General features: G+C 71.8%; 17 protein-coding genes. 5 read left to right on the forward strand and 12 right to left on the reverse strand.

Features of this window, described 5'->3' with window-relative positions; all coding sequences use genetic code 11:
* Positions 1-10: 10 nt before the first annotated feature.
* From ACWD4A_RS01295 to ACWD4A_RS01320, 6 genes are all read right to left on the reverse strand, one after another.
* Positions 11-949: a type II secretion system F family protein gene (locus ACWD4A_RS01295; RefSeq protein WP_451187791.1), complete on the reverse strand. Its 939-nt coding sequence runs from the start codon at positions 947-949 to the stop codon at positions 11-13.
* Between the two features lie 6 nt (positions 950-955).
* Positions 956-2,299 (reverse strand): CpaF family protein, encoded by a 1,344-nt coding sequence (locus tag ACWD4A_RS01300; RefSeq protein WP_451187793.1) that lies wholly within the window; start codon positions 2,297-2,299, stop codon positions 956-958.
* Positions 2,296-2,646: a TadE/TadG family type IV pilus assembly protein gene (locus ACWD4A_RS01305; protein ID WP_451187795.1), complete on the reverse strand. Its 351-nt coding sequence runs from the start codon at positions 2,644-2,646 to the stop codon at positions 2,296-2,298. The genes ACWD4A_RS01300 and ACWD4A_RS01305 overlap by 4 nt, the downstream gene beginning before the upstream one ends.
* 392 nt (positions 2,647-3,038) lie before the next feature.
* On the reverse strand, positions 3,039-4,751 hold the full coding sequence (locus tag ACWD4A_RS01310; protein WP_451187798.1) for an AAA family ATPase: 1,713 nt from the start codon (positions 4,749-4,751) through the stop codon (positions 3,039-3,041).
* 35 nt (positions 4,752-4,786) lie between these two features.
* The gene (cpaB, locus tag ACWD4A_RS01315; RefSeq protein WP_451187800.1) at positions 4,787-5,512 is read right to left on the reverse strand and encodes a Flp pilus assembly protein CpaB; all 726 of its coding nucleotides are present in this window, start codon (positions 5,510-5,512) and stop codon (positions 4,787-4,789) included.
* Positions 5,513-5,586: 74 nt separating this feature from the next.
* Positions 5,587-6,468, reverse strand: a complete 882-nt coding sequence (locus tag ACWD4A_RS01320) for a hypothetical protein (protein ID WP_451187801.1) — start codon at positions 6,466-6,468, stop codon at positions 5,587-5,589.
* A 306-nt stretch (positions 6,469-6,774) separates the two neighbouring features.
* Here ACWD4A_RS01320 and ACWD4A_RS01325 point away from each other — a divergent pair, with 306 nt between their 5' ends.
* A complete protein-coding gene (locus ACWD4A_RS01325) occupies positions 6,775-8,463 on the forward strand; it encodes a chitinase (RefSeq protein ID WP_451187803.1) in 1,689 nt (562 codons plus the stop codon).
* Positions 8,464-8,621: 158 nt separating this feature from the next.
* On the opposite strand, the gene ACWD4A_RS01330 is transcribed toward ACWD4A_RS01325, so the two are convergent.
* The 5 genes from ACWD4A_RS01330 to ACWD4A_RS01350 all read right to left on the reverse strand — a co-directional run bounded on the left by ACWD4A_RS01330 (position 8,622) and on the right by ACWD4A_RS01350 (position 13,537).
* The gene (locus ACWD4A_RS01330; RefSeq protein WP_451187805.1) at positions 8,622-9,497 is read right to left on the reverse strand and encodes a trypsin-like serine peptidase; all 876 of its coding nucleotides are present in this window, start codon (positions 9,495-9,497) and stop codon (positions 8,622-8,624) included.
* A 150-nt stretch (positions 9,498-9,647) separates the two neighbouring features.
* On the reverse strand, positions 9,648-11,093 hold the full coding sequence (locus ACWD4A_RS01335; RefSeq protein WP_451187807.1) for a GntP family permease: 1,446 nt from the start codon (positions 11,091-11,093) through the stop codon (positions 9,648-9,650).
* A gap of 102 nt (positions 11,094-11,195) precedes the next feature.
* Positions 11,196-11,609, reverse strand: a complete 414-nt coding sequence (locus ACWD4A_RS01340) for a RidA family protein (RefSeq protein WP_451187809.1) — start codon at positions 11,607-11,609, stop codon at positions 11,196-11,198.
* Positions 11,610-11,618: 9 nt separating this feature from the next.
* Positions 11,619-12,371: an IclR family transcriptional regulator gene (locus ACWD4A_RS01345; RefSeq protein WP_451187810.1), complete on the reverse strand. Its 753-nt coding sequence runs from the start codon at positions 12,369-12,371 to the stop codon at positions 11,619-11,621.
* Positions 12,368-13,537: a sugar kinase gene (locus ACWD4A_RS01350; protein ID WP_451187976.1), complete on the reverse strand. Its 1,170-nt coding sequence runs from the start codon at positions 13,535-13,537 to the stop codon at positions 12,368-12,370. The genes ACWD4A_RS01345 and ACWD4A_RS01350 overlap by 4 nt, the downstream gene beginning before the upstream one ends.
* A 261-nt stretch (positions 13,538-13,798) precedes the next feature.
* Between ACWD4A_RS01350 and ACWD4A_RS01355 the strand changes: the two genes are divergently transcribed.
* From ACWD4A_RS01355 to ACWD4A_RS01370, 4 genes are all read left to right on the forward strand, one after another.
* A complete protein-coding gene (locus tag ACWD4A_RS01355; protein ID WP_451187811.1) occupies positions 13,799-15,100 on the forward strand; it encodes an alanine racemase in 1,302 nt (433 codons plus the stop codon).
* 341 nt (positions 15,101-15,441) lie between these two features.
* Positions 15,442-17,046: an N-acyl-D-amino-acid deacylase family protein gene (locus ACWD4A_RS01360; protein ID WP_451187813.1), complete on the forward strand. Its 1,605-nt coding sequence runs from the start codon at positions 15,442-15,444 to the stop codon at positions 17,044-17,046.
* Positions 17,047-17,133: 87 nt separating this feature from the next.
* Entirely contained in the window at positions 17,134-18,345 is a 1,212-nt protein-coding gene (locus tag ACWD4A_RS01365) for a pyridoxal phosphate-dependent aminotransferase (protein ID WP_451187815.1), read from the forward strand.
* 83 nt (positions 18,346-18,428) lie between these two features.
* Positions 18,429-18,842: an SCO4983 family protein gene (locus ACWD4A_RS01370; RefSeq protein ID WP_451187817.1), complete on the forward strand. Its 414-nt coding sequence runs from the start codon at positions 18,429-18,431 to the stop codon at positions 18,840-18,842.
* 27 nt (positions 18,843-18,869) lie between these two features.
* Here the strand turns inward: ACWD4A_RS01370 and ACWD4A_RS01375 are convergent, their stop codons facing one another.
* Entirely contained in the window at positions 18,870-20,603 is a 1,734-nt protein-coding gene (locus ACWD4A_RS01375) for an Ig-like domain repeat protein (protein ID WP_451187819.1), read from the reverse strand.
* Positions 20,604-20,664: the final 61 nt, after the last annotated feature.

A 20,664-nucleotide genomic window follows, 5' to 3' on the forward strand; every position in this document is an offset into this window, starting at 1 on the left:
CCTGCCCCTCTCAGACGTCGATACGGGACAGCCGGCGGATGGCGAGGAAGCCGAGCCCGTAGAGGCAGAAGGCGGCCACCACGGCCGCCTGGCCGAGGAAGGTGGAGGTCATCCGGTCGATCGAACCGGGCGCGATGCGGTCCATCAGGAGCAGCGTGCCGACGCCCATCAGCGGGACGACGTAGGCGGTGACGGTCACCTGCGAGAGCTGGGTGCGGACCTCCCTGCGGGTCTCCTTCCGCTCCTCCAGGGTCTGGGTGAGGTTGCGCAGCGAGCTGACGACCGTGCCGCCCGCCCGGTTCGACAGGACCAGGGTCGTCACGAGGACGACGAGTTCGCGGGAGGGCAGCCGTTCGGCGAGCTCGCCGAGGGCGTCGTCGACCGAGTGCCCGACGGCCAGTTGGTCGGCCACTTTGGCGAGTTCCTCGCCCGCCGGGGCCTCCATCTCGTCCGCGGCCATGCCCAGTGCCGTGCGCAGGGCGAGTCCGGCCTGGGTGGCGTTGGCGAGGATGCGGGAGAGCTCGGGCAGCTGGCTGATGAACCGCTCGATGCGCTTGCGGCGTTGCAGGCTCAGGAAGGCGGCGGCGGACCAGAGCGCGGTGAGGGCGGCCAGCGGCCCGAAGAAGGGCGCGAGGGCGGATGCCGCGAGGAGCCACAGCGCGGCGGCGGAGGCGGCCGCGCAGACGGTGAACTCGCCCGGTGTGACGTCCATCCCCGTGGACGCGAGCCGCCGTTCCAGGCGGTGTCCGGCGCGGGTGGCGCGCAGCCTCCGGTCGAGGCGGCGGAAGTACCGGGTGCGGCCCGCGGGCGGCAGGGCGGGGGTGTCGGAGAGCCGGTCCACCAGCGACTGCTGCCGCGCCTTCCCGGCCGCGTACACCAGGACACCCGCGGTGCCGAGCGAGCAGCACAGCAGGGTGGCTCCGGCGGTCAGCAGGACAAGAGCGTTCATGTGCGGTTACCTCTGCCTCGCCTCTCGGACGGTGAGCTCGGTGGGGAACGCGGCGACGCCGAAGGCGGGCGGTACGGACTCGTCGGCCATCCGCAGCCGGCCGGCGACGCGTTCGGGGACGGGGAAGCACGAGAACCGGCCGCGCACGATGCGGTCGGCGTCCATCGGCAGGGCGTCGAAGCGGCAGACGGTGACGAGGCGGTAGTCCTCCCGGCCGTGCGAGTCGAGGAGGGCGATCTCGACGACCCGGCGGGAGCCGTCGGCGTGCCGGGTGAGCTGGACGACGCAGTCGACGGCGCTGTTGATCTGGTCCCGCAGCGCCTCGTAGGGGATCTTGACGTCGGACATCGAGGCCAGCGTCTGGAGGCGCATCAGGGCGTCCTCGGCGCTGTTGGCGTGGACGGTGGCGAGCGAGCCGTCGTGGCCGGTGGACATGGCCTGGAGCATGTCGAGGGTCTCACCGCCGCGGACCTCGCCGACGATGATGCGGTCGGGGCGCATCCGCAGGGAGTTGCGGACGAGGTCGCGGATGGTGATCCGGCCCTTGCCCTCGACGTTCGGGGGGCGGGACTCCAGGCGGATGACGTGGGCCTGCTGGAGCTGGAGCTCGGCGGCGTCCTCGACGGTGATGATGCGCTCGCCCTCCGGGATCAGCCCGGAGAGGGCATTGAGGAGGGTCGTCTTGCCGGAGCCGGTCGGCCCGGAGACGAGCACGTTGAACTTCGCGCGGACGAGCGCGGACAGCAGCATCAGCATCCGCTCGTCCAGGGTACCCATGCCGATGAGTTCGGGCAGGGTGTAGGCGCGGGGGAAGCGGCGGATGGTCAGTGTCGCGCCGTTCAGCGCCAGCGGCGGGATGATGACGTTGACGCGCTCGCCACTGGGGAGCCGGGCGTCGACCATCGGATTCGACTCGTCCACGCGCCGGTTGACGGTGGACACGATGCGCTCGATGGTCTGCATCAGCTGTTCGTGGGAGGCGAACCGCACGGGGACGAGCTCCACGCGGCCCGCGCGTTCCACGAAGACCTGGTCGGGGCCGTTCACCATGATCTCGGTGATCGAGGGGTCCTCCAGGAGCGGTTCGAGCACCCCGAGCCCGAGGGCCTCGTCGACGACGCGGCGGATGAGCCGGTCGCGCTCGGCGGTGGAGAGGACCGGGCCCTCCCGGCTGATGATGTGCCCGAGGACCCGTTCCAGCCGGGTGCGGCGCTCGCCCGCGGCGAGCGAGGACATCTCGGCGAGGTCGATCTCCTCCAGCAGCTTCGCGCGGTAGACGGGGACGAGATGGCCCGGCTCCCGGCCGTCGACGGGCGTTTCCGGTGCGACGATCCGCGCCCGCAGGCTCATGGCGCACTCCTCGGGGGCAGCGGGTCGGTGGGACAGCGCATGGTGGCCCGGCGGGTGACGGACCGGTCGCCGAGGAGCGGCACGACCACCGGGATGCGCACGGTGACGGTGGCGGTGGTCTGCCCGCCGCCCTCGCACAGGGGCGCGTCGGGCGCGCCGTCGGTGTGCAGCCAGCCGCTGAGCGCCGCGCGGCCCGCGGCGGCCGGTGTGGTCCTCGGGTCGTCCTGTGTGGCCGTACGGGCCGCCGCGCGCGCGGCGCTGCCGGCTTGCTGGGCGGCGTATGCGGCGAGCCCGAGTTGCAGGGCGGCGAGGCCGACGAGCAGCAGTACGGGCAGGAAGCCGAGCAACTCGATGGAGGCCGATCCGCTGTCGCGGCGACCGGGTCCTGGGGTGCGCGCCGTTGCTCCTGCGGGGGCCCTCGTCCGGGTGCGGCCCGGCGGGTTTGTTCCCCAGCCCCGCCCCTTCCCGAAACCGGGGCTGCGCCCCGGACCCCCGACCGCGCTCCGCGCGGTGTCCTCAATCGCCGGACGGGCTGAGTTGGTGTGACGTGAGGGGCCGGGACGCGCAGGGGTGACGCGGGACGTAAAGCGAAGCAGTCCCGTGTCACCCCGGAGCGGCACGGTCCCGCACCTGACAGCGAAGGCCGGCCAAATCCAGCCCGTCCGGCGTTTGAGGACGCTCCCGAAGGGAGCCTCCGCCGCAGGCGGCAACGGTGCCGCACCCGTCCGCTCACGTGGCCTCACCGCCGTTCCTCCTCCAACGCCGCCCCCGCCGAACCCCCCACCCGCCACGGCCAGCTGACCGCCCCGGGAAAAAGCACCGGGACCGACAGTGAGACCTTCGCCCGGTAGACGCCGTCGGCCGGGCCGCAGGCGATGCCGTCGTCCCCCCATGCCCCCGGCAGGTCGGCGCTCGCCGCGGCCGCGCAGTCGCCGCCCGTCGCCCCGGCCCGCGCGCCCTTGTCGGCCGCGTCGCCGGCGAGGGAGTACGTGTAGCCGATCAGGACGCACTGCCAGACGACGGCGAGCACCACCAGGACGAGCGGCAGGATGCCGAGGAACTCCACCGCCACCTGCCCCCGGTCGCCGCCGCCCCGTCGGCGGAAGCGGCTGGTCGGTGTCGGCACGGGGGCGAGCTGGTCCGGGCCCGTGCCGCCCGTACCGCCGGAGTCTCCCGGGCCGCCAGGCCCTATGGCGGGGGGTCGTCGTCGGCGCAGCCCGCCGGGGAGCGAGCGGTCCGCGTGGGCGGCGGCGCGCGGTCTGTTCCCCGGGGCGGCCCCCGTGGCGAGCCCGAGTTCGGCGGCGAGCGTCCACAGGGCCTGCCGTACGGCGGACCGCGCGTCGAGGTCCTGCATCCGGCCGGAGTCGACGGCGGCCTGGAGCTCCCGGTAGCCCGCCGGGATCGCGGTGCGGGCCGTCCTGGTGCCGGTGGCGCGTTCGACGAGGGGCGGCTGGATCTCCGCGCTGCGGGTGTGCCGGTTGACGACGGTGGTGGTCTCGGCGGCCTTGCGGATCTGCAGCCGCTCCCAGAGGCGCACCATGCGTTTGGCGGCCCGTACGGACACCACGTCCGGTGTGGTGACCAGCAGTGCCAGGTCGGCGGTCTCGACGACCGCGGCGCACGCGGCGGTGATCTGGGTGCCGCAGTCCACGACGACGAGTTCGTAGCGGCCGCGGAGGGCGCCGATGATCTGGCGGGACGCGAGGTCGCCGACCTCCTCGCCCCGCTCGCCCTCGGCGGGTGCGAGCAGCAGGCCCACCCCCACGGGGTGTGGGAAGACGGCCTCCTGGAGGACGCGCGGGGAGATGTCGCTGATGCCCGCCAGGTCGGCGATGGACCGCCGGAACTGGACGTCGAGGTAGGAGGCGACGTCGCCGGACTGGAGGTCCATGTCGACCAGGACGACGCTGCGTCCGGCGGCGCGGGCGGCGAGGGCGAGCTGGACGGCGGTGACGGTCGTGCCGACGCCGCCCTTGGCGCCGGTGACGGCGACCAGGGTGCCGCCGGGGCCGGTTCCCGCGGCCTCGTCGCCGCCGCTGCCGAGGTGGCGGCGGACGCCGGTGGCCCACTGGGCGGCGGCCTGCACCCGGGCGCCCAGTTCCTCGTACGAGAGCGGCAGTCCCGCGAGGCCGCGCGCGCCGGAGTCCATGGCGGCCGCGTACAGCGCAGGGCTGGGGGACGCACTGACCAGGACGACGCCGGTGGCGGGGAAGCGCAGGGCCACTTCGCGGACGAGTTCGAGGGCCGGTAACGGCCCGAGCCGCTCGTGGACGAGGACGACCTCGGGGAGTTCCTCGACGGAGGAGGCGGCCAGCACGGCGAGCGTGTCCAGGAGGCGGGTGGAGTCCCCGGCGACCGGCAGTGGTTCGGCGCCCGGCAGTTGTCCCAGGAGCCCGCCGATGGCGCGGGCGGCGTCCGGGTCGCCGATGGCCGGGAGGATTCTGATCGTCACCGTGTCCTCGCCTCTCCTGTGCCGTTCCCCGGCCGCTATTTGTCGCCGTCGAGCGTGTACGTGCGGTCCCCGCTGCTGATCTCGTCGTCGCTGCCGGGGGCGACCAGGGCGAGCCGTACGTGCGAGGCGAACGACTCGGCGTACGCGACGCGCTGGGCGTCCTTGGTGTCGAGCGCGAAGGTGATGGGCACGGCCTCGCCCGCGTGCCGGGTGGTGGCCCCGGTGCCGCTGTTGCCGTCGCGGTCGAGGGCCTTGAGCTTGCCGACCGCGAGGACCCGGGCGTTGCTCACGATGACCTTGGAGACGGGCTTGGTGCCCTGGTCCTTGCCGTCGAAGGTGGCGAAGATATTGACCCGAGAGCCGGTGTCGATCTTCCCGGCGACGCCCGTCGCGGCGTCGATCATGATGGCGATCTCCTGCTGGCCCGGCTTGAGTTCGGGCCGGGGGGTGATCATGTCCTCCTGGAGGAGCGAGCCCTTGCGCAGGGGGGTGACGGCGATCTTCCCGGTCAGGTCGCCGAGGTCGGTGACGGCGGTGGCGGGCAGCCAGCGCTTGGGCATCGAGATCTTCTCGAACCGGTCCGCCGCCTGTTCCAGCGGCTGGTAGGCGGGGATGTCGGCGCGCAGCCGGTAGGCGGTGGTCTCGGGGCCGAGCTTCGACTCCGCGTCGTGGATGACCGAGAACACCCCGGCGAACGCGCCGAGCGCGCAGAGGACCGACAGGAGCAGCAGGATGATCCCGCGGCGCTGGCGTGAGTTCATGGGGCGGCGGACCTCGTTCGGGGCTGGGGCCTGTGGTGGGCCGTAGGAGCGCGGGGCGGGCGCGGCATCGCGGTTCAGCGTCCGGCCGGGGCGGCGCGGTGGCGGGCGGGCGGGTCGAGGGCGTGCCCGCCGGCGGCGCGCGGCAGGGGTCCGGAGCAGAACGCGCAGCGGTCACCGATGAGTTCGAGGCCGCACCAGTGGCACTCCTCGCGCCGGACGGACGACACGAGCTGGTAGAGGACGGAGGGGTCGGGGATGGCGGCCGCGAACTCGACGGCCCGGTGCGTGCCCCACCAGCGGCCGGATTCGACGGGCAGGGCGGTCTCCTGGACGCCCTGGACGCGCCAGTGGGGGGCGAGGGTGCCGACCACCCAGTCGTCGCCCTTGACGGGCCTGCCGCGGCCGACGGTGAGGACGGTGCCGAAGGCGGGCCCGTCGGGCGCCTCGTCGGTGACGCGGACGAGGCGGGGCGCGGGGTTGACGAGAACCCCGAACCGGGTGCCCGGGAGGTACGAGCCGAGGTGGGTGCCGAGGCCGACCTCCACCCGGTCGAGCCGGGCGACGCTGGAGAGCTGGGCGCCCGCGTAGACGTAGTGCGCGAGCAGCCGGGCCGCCGAGGCGAGCACACCGGGGCTCAGGTCGGACACGGACAACTGGCGTAACTGGCGGGCCAGGACGCCCACGGCGAGGGGCGGCAGCGCGAGCGGCAGCAGGGCCAGCCGGTCGCTCTCCAGCACGGACCGGATCATGTGCAGGCGGCGGACGTACGGGCCGGGGAGCGAGTCGGGGTAGAGGGTGACGACGTAGCCGCACTGGTCCAGCAGGATCGCGGTCTGGGTGACGGCGGTGTCGAGCGGCTGGGCGTCGGGCGGCTGGAACACGGCCGCGTCGGGGGCCTGCCCGTCGGGTGGTGGCAGCACCAGGTCGGGGCTGGTGACCGCTATCGCGATGGGCACGTCGGCTTCCCCGTTCACTCCGGCCGCGGGGGCTGCGGCGGCCGCACATCGAAACTGCCCGGTGCTGGCGCCTCCGCACTTTATCCACGAATGGAGCGGCTGAGAACCGCTCCTCGGGGTTTGACCCGTGCGCCCCCGCGGTGGCCTGGGGACTTCCGGTGAAGCCTTGACGAATGTATTGACGGACGCATTGGACTAGACCATCTTTACGCGCATACGGTGACGGCCCTCCCCCACGTCCCCCACGCACCCCCCTGGGCCTTCCCCGGAATCACACCCTCAACTCCCTTCCCACCGGAGGCAGTAGTGGAACGCGTCATATCCATCGGCAGGAGACGGCGCCTCGGCGCGGTTCTGGCCACCGTCCTCGCGGCCGCCGGGCTGACGGCCCTCGGCGGCTCCCCCGCGCGGGCCGCCGACCCCAACCTCGTGCGGAACCCCGGCTTCGAGTCCGGGCTCTCCCCCTGGAGCTGTACGGGCGGCAGCGGCACCGTGGTCTCCTCGCCCGTGCACGGCGGCACTGGCGCCCTCAAGGCCACGCCCGCCGGTTCCGACAGCGCCCAGTGCGCGCAGACCGTCAGCGTGCTCCCCAACTCCTCGTACACGCTGAGCGCGTGGGTCCAGGGCTCGTACGTCTATCTCGGCGCGAGCGGTACGGGCACCACGGACGTGTCGACCTGGACGCCGTCCGCGAGCGACTGGCAGCAGCTCACGACCAGCTTCACCACCGGTCCGAACACCACCTCGGTCAGCGTCTGGACGCACGGCTGGTACGGGCAGCCCGCGTACTTCGCGGACGACTTCAGTCTGACCGGGCCGGGCGGCGGCGATCCGGGCGACCCGGTCCCGAACGCCCCGGGCGGGCTGACGGCGGGGGCGGTCACCTCCTCGTCCGTGGCGCTGTCCTGGGCGGCGGCCACCGGCGCGACCGGTTACAACGTCTATCAGGACGGCAGCAAGGTGCAGTCCGTCAGCGGCACATCGGCGACCGTGACGGGGCTCGCGCCGTCGACCTCGTACCGCTTCGAGGTGACGGCCGCCAACGCCTCGGGGGAGTCCCCCAGGTCGGCGGCGGTCACGGCCACCACCAGCGCGGGCAGCGGCGGCGGGCCGTCCGTGCCGAAGCACGCGGTCACCGGCTACTGGCAGAACTTCAACAACGGTGCCACCGTCCAGAAGATCGGTGACGTCCAGAGCCAGTACGACATCATCGCCGTCGCCTTCGCCGACGCGACGACCACGCCCGGGGCGGTCGACTTCACGCTCGACCCGTCGCTGAATTATTCGGAAGCCGCGTTTAAAGCCGACATCGCCGCTAAACAGTCAGCCGGGAAAAATGTCGTCATCTCCATCGGCGGCGAGCGGGGCACCGTCAGCGTCAACGACTCGGCCTCCGCGAACAACTTCGCCAACAGCGTCTACGCGCTGATGCAGAAGTACGGCTTCAACGGCGTCGACATCGACCTGGAGAACGGGCTCAACCCGACCTATATGACGCAGGCGCTGCGCGCCCTGTCGGCGAAGGCGGGCAGCAAGCTCGTCATCACCATGGCGCCGCAGACGATCGACATGCAGTCGACGTCGGCGGGCTACTTCCAGACGGCACTGAACATCAAGGACATCCTGACCGTCGTCAACACACAGTTCTACAACAGCGGTTCGATGAACGGCTGCGACGGCAAGGTCTACGCGCAGGGCACGGTGGACTTCCTCACCGCCCTGGCCTGCGTCCAGCTGGAGGGCGGCCTCGCCCCGTCCCAGGTCGGCCTGGGCCTGCCCGCCTCCACGCGGGGCGCGGGCAGCGGATACGTGGCCCCGTCCGTGGTGAACGACGCGCTCGACTGCCTGGCGACGGGGACGCACTGCGGCTCGTTCAAGCCGTCGAAGACGTACCCGGGCATCCGGGGCGCGATGACGTGGTCCACCAACTGGGACGCGACGGCGGCCGACGCCTGGTCGAGCGTCGTGGGACCGCACGTGCACGCGCTGCCGTAGCCGGACCCGCCTGCGGCGGGAGCGTCCCCCAGACTCCGTCCGGGGGTGCCCCCAGCGGCCCCGCCCTCAAGCGCCGGACGGGCTGATTCAGCCCGTCCGGCGTTTGAGGACAACGCGGCGAAGCCGTGTTGCGGGGTCCGGGGCGAAGCCCCGGGCCGCTACCGCCGCGCGTACTCCTCGCCCGCGGGCTGCGGCAGCGCACAGTTCGGCAGGCTCAGGTCGAGCTTGTTGCCCGTGCCGAAGCAGTCGCCGATGCCGTACGTCTCCTCCGCGTAGTTGATGCCCTGGCGCACGGTCACCTGGCCGTTCTCGTCCACCTCGCACGGGTTGTTCATCGTGCACTGCTCACCGTTCTCGTTACCGGTGTTGTTGATGGCGACGACCTTGCCCGAATTGGCGTCGATGACCGGCGAACCGGACGTGCCGCCTATCGTGTTGCACGACGGGGTGTAGCGGAGGGAATCCTTCCAGGTCCAGTCGGCCTCACGGAGCCGGTAGACGAAGCCGTCGACGTTGCAGGAGTAGATCTTCTTCCAGTACCCGGAGACCACCTTGATCGGCGTGCCCGCGGTCGGGTGGTCGGAGGACAGCTTCAGCGCGTCGATCCGGTAGCGCTGCTTGATCTGCGCGTACGTCTGGTCGAGCTCGTACAGCGTGACGTCGGTGTCGGTCATCGTGGAGTACGAGACCTTGGTGGCGCGGAGCGTGCCGGCGCTGCCCGCGTTCGAGTTGAGCAGGGTGAACGTGCGGGAGGACGGCTGGTCGGTGATGACCTCGCCGGGGCCCGGCATGCCGGTCTCCAGACAGTGACCGTTGGTCATGACCAGGCCGGGGTCGTTGTCCGCCGAGTTGGGCAGCTTGATCAGCGAGCCGGAGCAGTTGCTGAGCGCGACCGTCCCGGCGAAGTCGACGGCCTTGGTCCTGGCCGCCGGCGACTGCCCGGCCGCGGAGGCGGTACCGGCTCCCGCCACCGCCGTTCCCGTGAGCAGGAGCGTCGCGAGCGTGCCGACGAGAGGTCTGCTGAAACGCGTCATGGGGGGTGGATCCTCTCCGAAGCGGTCAGTGGCGGTCAGTTTTGACGTGTGCATTGTTGGGGCCGGTGAGGGCGCGCGCAATCAAAAGGCCGCAAGTGAGAGGGAAGTTGACCGGTTTCCGGCAGCGTTTTCAAGAGGACGAACCAGGACCTACACGACCGTGCTCAGCAGCCCCGCCACCGCGAACCCGGCCACCGACAGGACGGACTCCAGCACCGTCCACGACTTCAGGGCGTCCCGCTCCGAGATCCCGAAGTACTTGGCCACCATCCAGAAGCCACCGTCGTTGACGTGCGACGCGAAGATCGATCCCGCCGAGACGGCCACGATGACCAGCGCCAACTGGGCCTGGGAGTGGCGGCCTTCCGACAGCAGCGGCGCGACGATGCCCGCCGTGGTGACGATCGCGACCGTCGCCGAGCCCTGCGCGACCCGCAGGACCACCGAGAGCAGCCAGGCGAGGACGAGGACGGGCAGTCCCGCGCTGTCGAAGGTGTCGGCGAGCGCCTTCGCCACGCCGCTGCCCTTGAGCACCGCGCCGAACACCCCGCCCGCGCCGACGACGAGCAGGATGTTGCCCACCGGCTTCAGCGAGGCCGTCGAGACCTTCTCCAGTGCCGCGCGCGACCAGCCGCGCCGGATGCCCAGCAGGTAGTACGCGAGGAACAGCGCGAGCGTCAGGGCGACGAAGGGGTGACCGAAGAACTCCACGACCGACCGTCCCGTGCTCGGGCCGAAGGCCACGGAGGAGAACGTCGCGAGGAGGATCAGCACCAGCGGAGTGCCGATGACGGCGGCCAACGCACCCATGGACACCGGCCGTTCGCTCCCCTCGGCCCGCTCGGCGGCCACCGCCGCCCGCGCCTCCGCCGCGGCCTCGGCCATGTCGGCGGGCACGGGCACGAAGACGCGCGCGCCGATCCACGCGGCGTACGCCCAGGCGGCGAGCACGGCCGGGACGCCCGCGGCGGCGCCCATCAGGATCACCCAGCCGAGGTCCACCTTCAGCAGCCCGGCGGCCGCCACCGGGCCCGGGTGCGGCGGCAGGAACGCGTGCGTCATGGACAGCCCGGCCAGCAGCGGCAGCGCGTACAGCAGGATCGACCGGCCGCTCCGCTTCGCGGCCGCGTACACGAGCGGCGCGAGGACGAAGATGCCGACGTCGAAGAAGACCGGGATGCCGAAGACGACGCCGGTGACGCCCATGACGAGCGGGGCGCGCCGCTCGCCGAAGAGCGCCAGCAGCCGCGAGCCGATGGCCTCGGCGCCGCCGGAGACCTCCAGGATGGAACCGAGCATCGTGCCGAGTCCGATGATGACGGCGATGTGCCCGAGGGTGCCGCCCATGCCCGCTTCGACGAGCGAGACGGCCCCGGACTTCTGCACGGTGCCGAAGAGTTCGGTGACGGACAGGCCCGCGGCGAGGCCGACCGCGATGGAGACGGCGAGCAGGGCGACGAAGGGCTGGAGCCTGACCTTGATGATCAGCAGGAGGAGGAGCGCGATCCCGAGGGCGGCCACGGTGAGCAGGCCGCCGGTTCCCGGTATCAGGGCGAGGAGACCGCCCTTTCCGCCTGCGGCGAGCGTGATGCGCATGGCAACTCCGTAGGGGTCACAGGCAGTTCCAGGCAGGGGCGCGCAGGGGTTCACGTACGCCGGACGGGCCGGTTCGCGCCCGGCCGGCGTACGACAGGAGGTTCAGCCGAGGACGGCGAGAGCGTCCATCTCGACCAGGAGGTCGCCCGGCAGGCCGACGTACACCGTGGTGCGCGCCGACGGGACCGACTTGAGGTCGGCGAAGTACTCGTTGTAGATCGTGTTCATCTCGTCGAAGTGGCCGGGGTCGGTGAGGTAGACGCGCAGCATGATGACGTCCTCCCAGCTCGCGCCGCCCTCCTCCAGGATCGACTTGACGTTGGCGAGGGTCTGCAGGGTCTGCTCGCGCAGGGTGTCGCCGGCCGGGACCGGCTCCTCGCCCTCGACGGCGGGCAGGAACCCGACCTGGCCGGCGACCTGGAGGATGTTGCCCTTCCTGACGCCGTGCGAGAACTTGGCGGGCGGGGCGGTGTGGGTGGCCGGGGTGAGCGCTATTTTTTCGAGCTTCTCGGTCATGAACTCTCCTTAATGAATATGAGGTTTCCCGGAGTACTCCGCACTGATGGCGTCGGCGGTGCGGCGCAGCAGCGGGAGGAGTTCGAGGAGTTCCGCGGCCGTGACGACGACGTTCGGCGCGGAGATCGAGCAGGCGGCGACCACACGGCCGTCGACGCCGCGGACGGGCGCCCCGACGCAGTTGATCGACTCCTCGTGGCCGCCGAGGTCGGTGGCCCAGCCCTGTGCGCGGACGGTCGCGAGCTCCCTGAGGAACGCGGCCGCGTTGGGAGTGGAACGGGCGGTGTACGCGGGGTAGTCGAGCCGTTCGGCGACGGCGCGCCGCTCGGGCTCCGGCAGGTCGGCGAGGAGCAGCTTGGCGACGGCGGCGACGGTGATCGCGACGGGTTTCCCGATGCGGGAGTACATCCGCACGGGGTACCGGCTGTCGACCTTGTCGATGTGCAGCACCTCGTCGTCCTGGTGGACCGCGAGGTGCACGGTGTGGCCGCAGAGCTCGTTGAGGGCGACGAGGTGGGGGTGGGCGATCTCCCGTACGTCGAGGCCCTCCACGGCCTGCTGTGCGAGGGCGAACAGGCGGGCGCCGAGGCGGTAGCGCTGGTCCTGCTGCCGGTAGACGAAGCCGTGTTCGTGCAGGGTGCGCAGCAGGCGCAGCGCGGTCGACTTGTGGACGTCCAGCCGTCCGGCGACCTGTTCGAGGTTGGCGGGGCCCTCGGCGAGCAGCGGGAGGATACGGAGCGCGCGGTCGACGGTCTGGCTCATGCTGTGCGGTCCTCCATGGTCCAGCCGGGTCCGAGACGCAGTCTGCCCCATGCGGCGTCGTCGAGGGCGACGAGCCGGTCGGCGTACGGGCGGGGCGGCGGCGCGGCGAGGTCCTCGGCGGTGGTCAGGGCAGCGGCCGCCATGAGGTGCCCGTGCCGCAGCCGCTCCTCGACGGGCAGCCCGCGCAGGGTGCCGGAGAGGAACCCGGCGGCGAAGGCGTCCCCGGCACCGACGGGCGCGACGACGTCGACGCGGAGGGCGGGTACGGTCACGACGCGGTCGGCGCCGCCCTCACGCACATACGCTGTGGCCCCCGCGGCCCCCTGCTTGACGACCAGCACGCCCGGCTCCGGCAGCACCGCCCTGACCGCGTCGGCACCACCCCGCACCCCCCAGGCGGCTTCTGCCTCGTCCTCCCCGACGAACACGATGTCGCAAGCACGGGCGAGCCCGACGAGGACGGCTGCGCCGCCGCCCTGCCACAGGGGAGCCCGGTAGTTGACGTCGAACGAGACGACCGGCCGCCCGGCGCGCTGTCTCGTCAGCTCCCGGGTGAGAGCGAGACAGTCGGGAGAGAGGGCGGGGGTGATCCCGGTGAGATGAAGGATGCGGGCCGCTCCGACGCTGTCGGGAGGGAGGTTCGCGGGCGACATGGCGGAGGCGGCGGACCCGGAACGGTAGTAGAGGACGTCGGAGAGGGGCGGGCCTGGCACCGGGTGCGCGCCTTTCAGCCCGTCCGGGCAACAATTCACCCCGTCCGGGCAGCTGTTCAGCCCGTCCGGGCAACAATTCAGCCCGTCCGGCGTTTGAGGACGCGGCCGCAGGCCGCTCTCCGCCGCAGGCGGCAACGGCGGAACAGCCGGGGGCCCGGGGGCACCCCCCGGTTTCGGGAACGCCCGCTCCCCGGCAGTACGGAAGTACACCCCCGTAGGCCGCCTGAAATCCCGCTGCACCCCAGCAACGTCCACCCCGAACGCGGCGACAGCCGCAACCACGTACTCCCCGAACCCGTCCGCCCCGACGCGCCCGACCCACCGAACCCGATGCCCGGCGGCAGCCAACCCGCACGCGACATTCGACTCCGCACCCCCGACCCCCCGCTCGAAGGCCGGTACATCGACAAGCCGCCCCGAGGCCGCGGGCCGCGCGGGCCGAAAGGTGACCATCGCTTCACCGACGCAGACCACGTCGAAAGCGTCGGGGTCGAAGTCATCGGGGCCGAAGACATCCGACCCCCCGGAGACGTTCGCGATCATGACGCCTCGCCCCCTGATCCGCGCCTTATGCGCACTATGCAACGGTTCCCCGAGCGGTCCGACGGACCGTTGACCCACCGCTTGCCGGGATGTTAGACAGCGTTGAGCGCCCTGCGCAACGAATGTTGCACAGGATGCAACGCCGTCGACCCGACCGATCTTGGAGGCTCCATGGCCGTCGCCGCCCGCCCCTCCGCCGAGGCCGAGAACGCCCTCGCCCGCCTCGCGGAGGAACGCGTCGACCACCGCTTCAAAGGGCTGCCGCCGGACGCCGAGGGCCTGACGGTCGGCGAGCTGGCGGCGGAACGGCGTTCGCTGTTCACCGGCGGCTTCACCACGCCCGTGCTCGCCCTGTCCGCCGAGGCGCTGGACCACAACCTCGCGCTCATGGAGCGCTGGTCCGCCGAGCACGGCCTCGCGTTCGCCCCGCACGGCAAGACCTCCCTCGCCCCGCAGCTGCTGGCACGCCAACTGGAGCTCGGGGCCTGGGGGATCACGGCCGCCGTACCCACGCAGGTCCGCGTCTACCGCGCGTTCGGCATCCAGCGGATCTTCCTCGCCAACGAGGTCGTGGACGCGTCCGCGCTCCGCTGGCTGGCGGCGGAACTCGCCGCGGACCCGGACTTCCGCCTCGTCACCTATGCCGACTCGGTGCGCGGCGTCGAGCTGATGGACGCGGCCCTGCGCGCGGCGGGAGCGGTCCGTCCCCTCGACGTCGTCGTCGAACTGGGCGCCGAGGGCGGCCGTACGGGTATCCGCACGGAGGCCGACGGCAGGGCCGTCGCGGACGCCGTGGCGGCCACGGACACACTGCGCCTGGTGGGCGTCGCCGGGTACGAGGCGGAGATCCCGGGGGCCGACGCCGGGACCGTGCGCGCCTGGCTGCGGCGGCTGACCGGACTGGCGGTCGAGTTCGACAAGGCGGGCCGGTTCGCCGGGGTGGAGGAGATCGTCGTCAGCGCGGGCGGCAGCGCGTGGTTCGACACGGTCGCCGAGGTCTTCGGGGAGCTCCCGCCGCTGTCCGCACCGGTGTTGAAGCTGCTGCGCTCGGGTGCGTACGTCACGCACGACGACGGCTCGTACCACCACAAGACGCCGTTCAACCGCCACCCGGAGGAGGGCGCCCTGCGGCCCGCCTTCCGGCTGTGGACCCAGGTCGTCTCCCGCCCGGAACCGGGCCGGGCCTACCTCAACGCGGGCAAGCGGGACGCCTCGTACGACCTGGACCTGCCGCAGCCGCAGGTCGTACGGTCCGCGCGTGACGGCTCCGTACGGGGTGCCTCCGGCATGACGGTCATCGGGCTGGCCGATCAGCATGCATTCGTCTCGCTCGACGACGGGGTCGAGCTGGAGGTCGGGGACTGGGTGGGGCTGGGCTTGTCGCACCCGTGCACGGTCTTCGAGAAGTGGCAGCTCATTCCGCTGGCCGCGGAGGACGGCACGGTCACGGATTACATCCGCACCTTCTTCTGACCACCGGCCGTCGCCGCCTGCGGCGAGTCTTCCCCCGGCTGCGGGCCGGTTCGCCGCCTGCGGGTCCGTTGCCGCCTGCGGCGGGGGCGGCCTGCGGCCGCGTCCTCAATCGCCGGACGGGCTGATTTTGCCGGCGTGGTCCACAACCTGCGGGCCGCAAGCCTGCGGGCCGCAGACCAAAGAACCACGGTCCGCAAATCCAGCCCGTCCGGCGTTTGAGGACAACGCGGCGAAGCCGTGTTGCGGGGTCCGGGGGTCTCCCCCGGTTTCGGGAAGGGGCGGGGCTGGGGAACAAGCCCGCCGCAGGCGCCCCACGGGAGAACGGGAGAAAGACACCGCACATGGACCTCGTCATCCGCAACGCCCGCGTCATAGACGGCACCGGCAAAGCCTCCTACCGAGCCGACATCGCCCTGGCCGAAGGCCGAATCGCCGAGATCCACAGAGAAGGCGACGGCAAACGCCCCACCGCCAAACGCGTCGTAGACGCGAACGGCCTGGCGCTAGCCCCCGGCTTCATCGACATGCACGCCCACAGCGACCTGGCCCTCCTCCAGGACCCGGCCCACACGGCGAAAGCCGCCCAAGGCATCACCCTCGAAGTCATCGGCCAGGACGGTCTCTCCTACGCCCCGGTCGACGACCGCACCCTGCAAGGGGTCCGCACCCAGATCGCCGGCTGGAACGGCGGCGGAGAGGGAATCGACTTCGACTGGCGCACAGTCGGCGAATACCTCGACCGCCTCGACCGCCAGGGCACGGCCGTCAACGCGGCGTACCTCGTCCCCCAGGGCACCGTCCGCGCGCTGGCCGTCGGCTGGGAGGACCGTCCCGCCACGGCCGGCGAACTCGACCGGATGAGAAGGCTCGTCGCGGAGGGGCTGGAGCAGGGCGCGGTCGGCATGTCGTCCGGGCTGACGTATACGCCCGGCATGTATGCGACCGATGCCGAACTCACCGAACTGTGCCGGGTCGTGGCCGCGTACGGCGGCTACTACTGCCCGCATCACCGCAGTTACGGCGCGGGCGCGCTCGCCGCGTACGCCGAGGTGATCGCCCTCGCCCGGGAGGCGGGCTGCGCGCTGCACCTCGCCCACGCGACGATGAACTTCGGGGTGAACGAGGGCCGCGCCCCCGAGTTGCTGGCGCTCCTGGACGCGGCGCGCGCGGCGGGCGCCGACATCAGCCTGGACACCTATCCGTACACCCCGGGCTGCACCACGCTCGCCGCGCTGCTGCCGAGCTGGGCGAACGAGGGCGGGCCGGACGCGGTCCTGGCGCGGCTGCGGGACGACGGGACCGCGGACCGGATCCGTCACGCCATGGAAGTCGAAGGGTCGGACGGCTGTCACGGGGTGCCGGTCGACTGGGACGCCGTCGAGATCTCGGGCGTCACACACCCGGAGTCGGCCGAATACGTCGGCACCACGATCGCCGGGGCGGCACGGCGGCGCCGCGAGGAGCCGTGGACGACGGCCCGTGACCTGCTGCTCGCGGACCGCCTCGGGCCGACGGTCCTCCAGCACGTGGGCCACGAGGGAAACGTACGGGCGATCATGCGGCACCCCGCGCACACGGCGGGCAGCGACGGCATCCTGCACGGCAGCAAGCCGCATCCGCGCGCGTACGGAACGTTCCCGCACTACCTGGGCCGCTACGTCCGTGAGCTGGGAGTGCTGTCGCTGGAGGAGTGCGTGGCGCATCTCACGTCGCGCCCCGCGGCCCGGTTGCGGCTGCCCGACCGGGGTCTTGTGCGCGAGGGATTCCGTGCGGATCTCGTGCTCTTCGATCCGGAGACGGTCGCCGCGGGCGCCACTTTCGAAGCCCCGAGGACCCTTCCGACCGGCATTCCTTTTGTCCTGATCGATGGCAGCTTTGTGATGAAAGACGGCAGGCGTACGGATGCTCTTGTGGGGCGCACGGTCCGTCGCACGCCGGTCGCATGATCCGGGGCACATCGGGCCCGCGTGTGCCGCACCCACGCGGCCGTAAAGCGCGCGCGACCCCCTGTGCGCCCCCGTAAGGTGGCCGTCATGCAGGTGATCCAGTCAACGAAGCTCGCCAACGTCTGCTACGAAATCCGTGGCCCGGTGCTCGAGGAGGCGATGCGGCTGGAAGCGGCAGGTCATCGCATTCTCAAGCTCAACACCGGCAACCCGGCGATCTTCGGTTTCGAGTGCCCGCCCGAGATCCTCGAGGACATGCTGCGCAACGTCGGCGACGCGCACGGCTACGGGGACGCCAAGGGGCTGCCGTCCGCGCGGCGCGCGGTGGTGCAGCACTACGAGACCAAGGGCGTCGAGCTGTCCGTCGAGGACGTCTACCTCGGCAACGGCGTCTCCGAGCTGATCCAGATGTCGATGCAGGCGCTGCTCGACGACGGCGACGAGGTACTCGTCCCGGCCCCGGACTATCCGCTGTGGACGGCGTCGGTGTCGCTCGCGGGCGGCACAGCCGTGCACTACCGGTGCGACGAGCAGGCGGACTGGATGCCGGACCTCGCCGACATCGAGCGCAAGGTCACCGACCGCACCAAGGCCATCGTCATCATCAACCCCAACAACCCCACGGGTGCGGTGTACGACGACGAGATGCTGCGCGGCCTGACGGAGATCGCCCGCCGCCACAACCTGATCGTCTGCTCCGACGAGATCTACGACAAGATCCTCTACGACGGCGTGACGCACACCCCCACGGCCGCCATCGCCCCGGATCTGCTGACCCTCACCTTCAACGGCCTCTCCAAGGCCTACCGCGTCGCGGGCTACCGCAGCGGCTGGATGGCGGTCTGCGGCCCCAAGGCCCACGCCGACAGCTACATCGAGGGCCTGACGATCCTCGCCAACATGCGCCTGTGCGCGAACATGCCCGCGCAGTACGCGGTGGCCACGGCCCTCGGCGGGCGACAGTCGATCAACGACCTGGTGCTGCCGGGCGGCCGGCTGCTGGAGCAGCGCGACGTGGCGCACGAGCTGCTGACCCAGATCCCGGGCGTGACGTGCGTGAAGCCCAAGGGCGCGCTCTACGCGTTCCCGCGGCTCGACCCGAAGGTCTACAAGATCAAGGACGACCGGCAGATGGTCCTGGACCTGCTCCGTGCCGAGAAGATCATGGTGGTGCACGGCACGGGCTTCAACTGGCCGGAGCCGGACCACTTCCGCCTGGTCACACTGCCCAACACCAAGGATCTGGCGGAGGCCGTGACCAGGATCGGCAACTTCCTGGACGGTTACAGCCAGCCGTAGCCCGCATCCGATCTGTAAGCAGAACAACTTTAGACGCTGTCTAAGTTAGGATGGCCTTCTTACGTGTACCCAGGAGGCCATCGATGTACGAGCCGATCCGCACGAAGTCGGTCCACAGCATGGCCGGCCAGTGCCGCAAGATCCGCGGGCCGCGGCGCACCCGCGAGGAGGAACTCGACATCCGCCTCGCGGGCCACCTCACCGCCCTGCTGACCGTCACCGACGAACTGCGCGCGCTGACCCCCGCGCCCGCGCTGGACGACGCCGCGCGGCGGCTCGCCGAACGGGTCACGCGACTGCGCGGAGCCCCGCCCCTGCGGGCGGCACCGACGACGGCCACCGCGGACCCGGCCCGCGTCAGCGCCCTCCACCAGCGCGCCCACACCCTCGCGGGCCAGGCCCTCGTCGTGGCGACGTCCTGCGGCGACACGGCGGGCGCGACCCTGGCGGGCGGGCGCCTCCGCGCCCACGCGGCGGTGCTGGGCATCGCCGACTGACGCCTCGCCAGGGGGCCTTCGGCCGGCTCAGCCGCGCAGGCCGACCTTCACGGTCGCCGTCGCCGACGCGCCCTCGTGGGAGTCGCCGCCGTTCCAGCTCACCGTGTACGTCGTCCTGCCCGCCGCCCACGGCTTGTCGACGACGTGGAACGTGCCGTCGGCGGCCACCTTCGCCGTACCCAGCGTCTTCTCCGCACCCAGCGGCGCCTTGCGGACCACCGTCACCGTCTGACCTTCCGGGATCGCCGCGCCGTCGGACGTCAGCTTGCCGGTGAAGTCCAGCTCGTGCCCGATGCGCGAACGCTCCGGCGCGGAAAGCCCGATGGCCGACTTCGCCTTGGCGACCTGGACCGTCAGCGTGGCGTCCTTGCCCGGACGGTGCGACGCGTCACCGGCGAACGAAACGGTGTAGACGGCCCGGCCGACCCGCGCGGGCGTGTCCTCGACGGTGAACGTCCCGTCCTCCGCCACGGTCGCCTCGCCCACGGCGTGCTTGCCGTCGGCGTCCTCACGTACCGCTGTCACCTTGACGGGCTCGGCGGGCGCGGGCCCGTCCAGCTCCAGCCGACCGTTGATCTTCAACCGGGCGCCGACGACGGGCTGTTGCGCGTCGGTTCCGAGCTCCCCGGCGAACCGCGCGTCGTACACCGGCTGCGGGTCGTGCAGGACCCGCAGCCAGTAGCCGCTGTGCTCGGCGTTCGTCGTGACGGCGAACAGGTCGCGGCCCTTGCCGCCCCAGGCCAGGCCGCGCTGCGCCACCCGGTCGCCCTGGTCGGGCTTGTCGAAAACGTACGCGCGCTGCTGGGTGCCGGTCGCCGGGTCGGCGTTCTGCACGAGGATGTCGGCGCCGTCACCGGAGGCCGCCGCGCCACGGGCGACGTACTTGCCGTCGCCGCTGAAGGCCACCGCCGTGGCCCGGGCCCCGTCCGTCAGCGGCTGGTAGCCGGTCGCGGCGTCCGAGAGGTCCGAACTGTTGAGCAGACGGTGCCCGCCCTTGCCGTCGGCGACGGCCAGCCGCTTGCCGTCGGGGCTGAACGCCATGTCCTTCAGATCGAAGCCGGCGGCGTCCGCCCCCTTCGTGAAGAAGCGCTGCTGATCGATCTTTATCTTCTCGCCCGAGATGTCGAGCAGGTAGAGCGCCGGGTTCGGGCTGGACGGGGTGGCGTCCGTGCCGAGGATCATCTTGCCGGGCAGCTTGGGCGACACGGCCAGGCGCATGGGCCCGTTGATGGCGTACCGGAAGTCACGTTCGCGGACCTCGCCCCACAGGGGGCCCTTCAGGTTCCACAGTTCGAAGTACCCGTCGGCGCAGCCTTGCTTACCGCTGGAATCGGGGTGCGTGTACCAGACCTTGTCCCCGGACAGGGCGAACTGCCGGTCGCAGCTCCCCCACGTGGTGTTCTGGAAGAAGTTCTTGGTCTTCCTGGTCAGCGTCGCGGTGTCGTACTCGTAGAGCGCGCCGCCCGCGGCGTACAGGGTCCGCCCGTCCTCGCTGAGCGCCAGCGCGGTGACCGCCGCGTCGTCCCACGCCTTGACCAGCTCACCCCGGAAGTTGTAGACGAGCAGCTTCCAGGCCGTACCGGAGTTGCCGCTCTCGGCGATGAAGACATGCTGGTTCGCCTCGTCGACCACCATCTGACCGAACGAGCCGACCGGCAGCTTGGCCACCACGTCGGCCGCGCCCCCCGAGTCGGCCTGCGCGGGCCCGGCCAGCGCGAGCGCCCCGGCACCGACCGTCAGCACGAGCGGAACGGACGCCAAGCGTCTGAAAATCGACATGAAAAAGCCCCCCATAGGCAGAAGTGCGCGCCATTGGCCGCAT

The organism is Streptomyces sp. NPDC002537, from assembly GCF_053594975.1.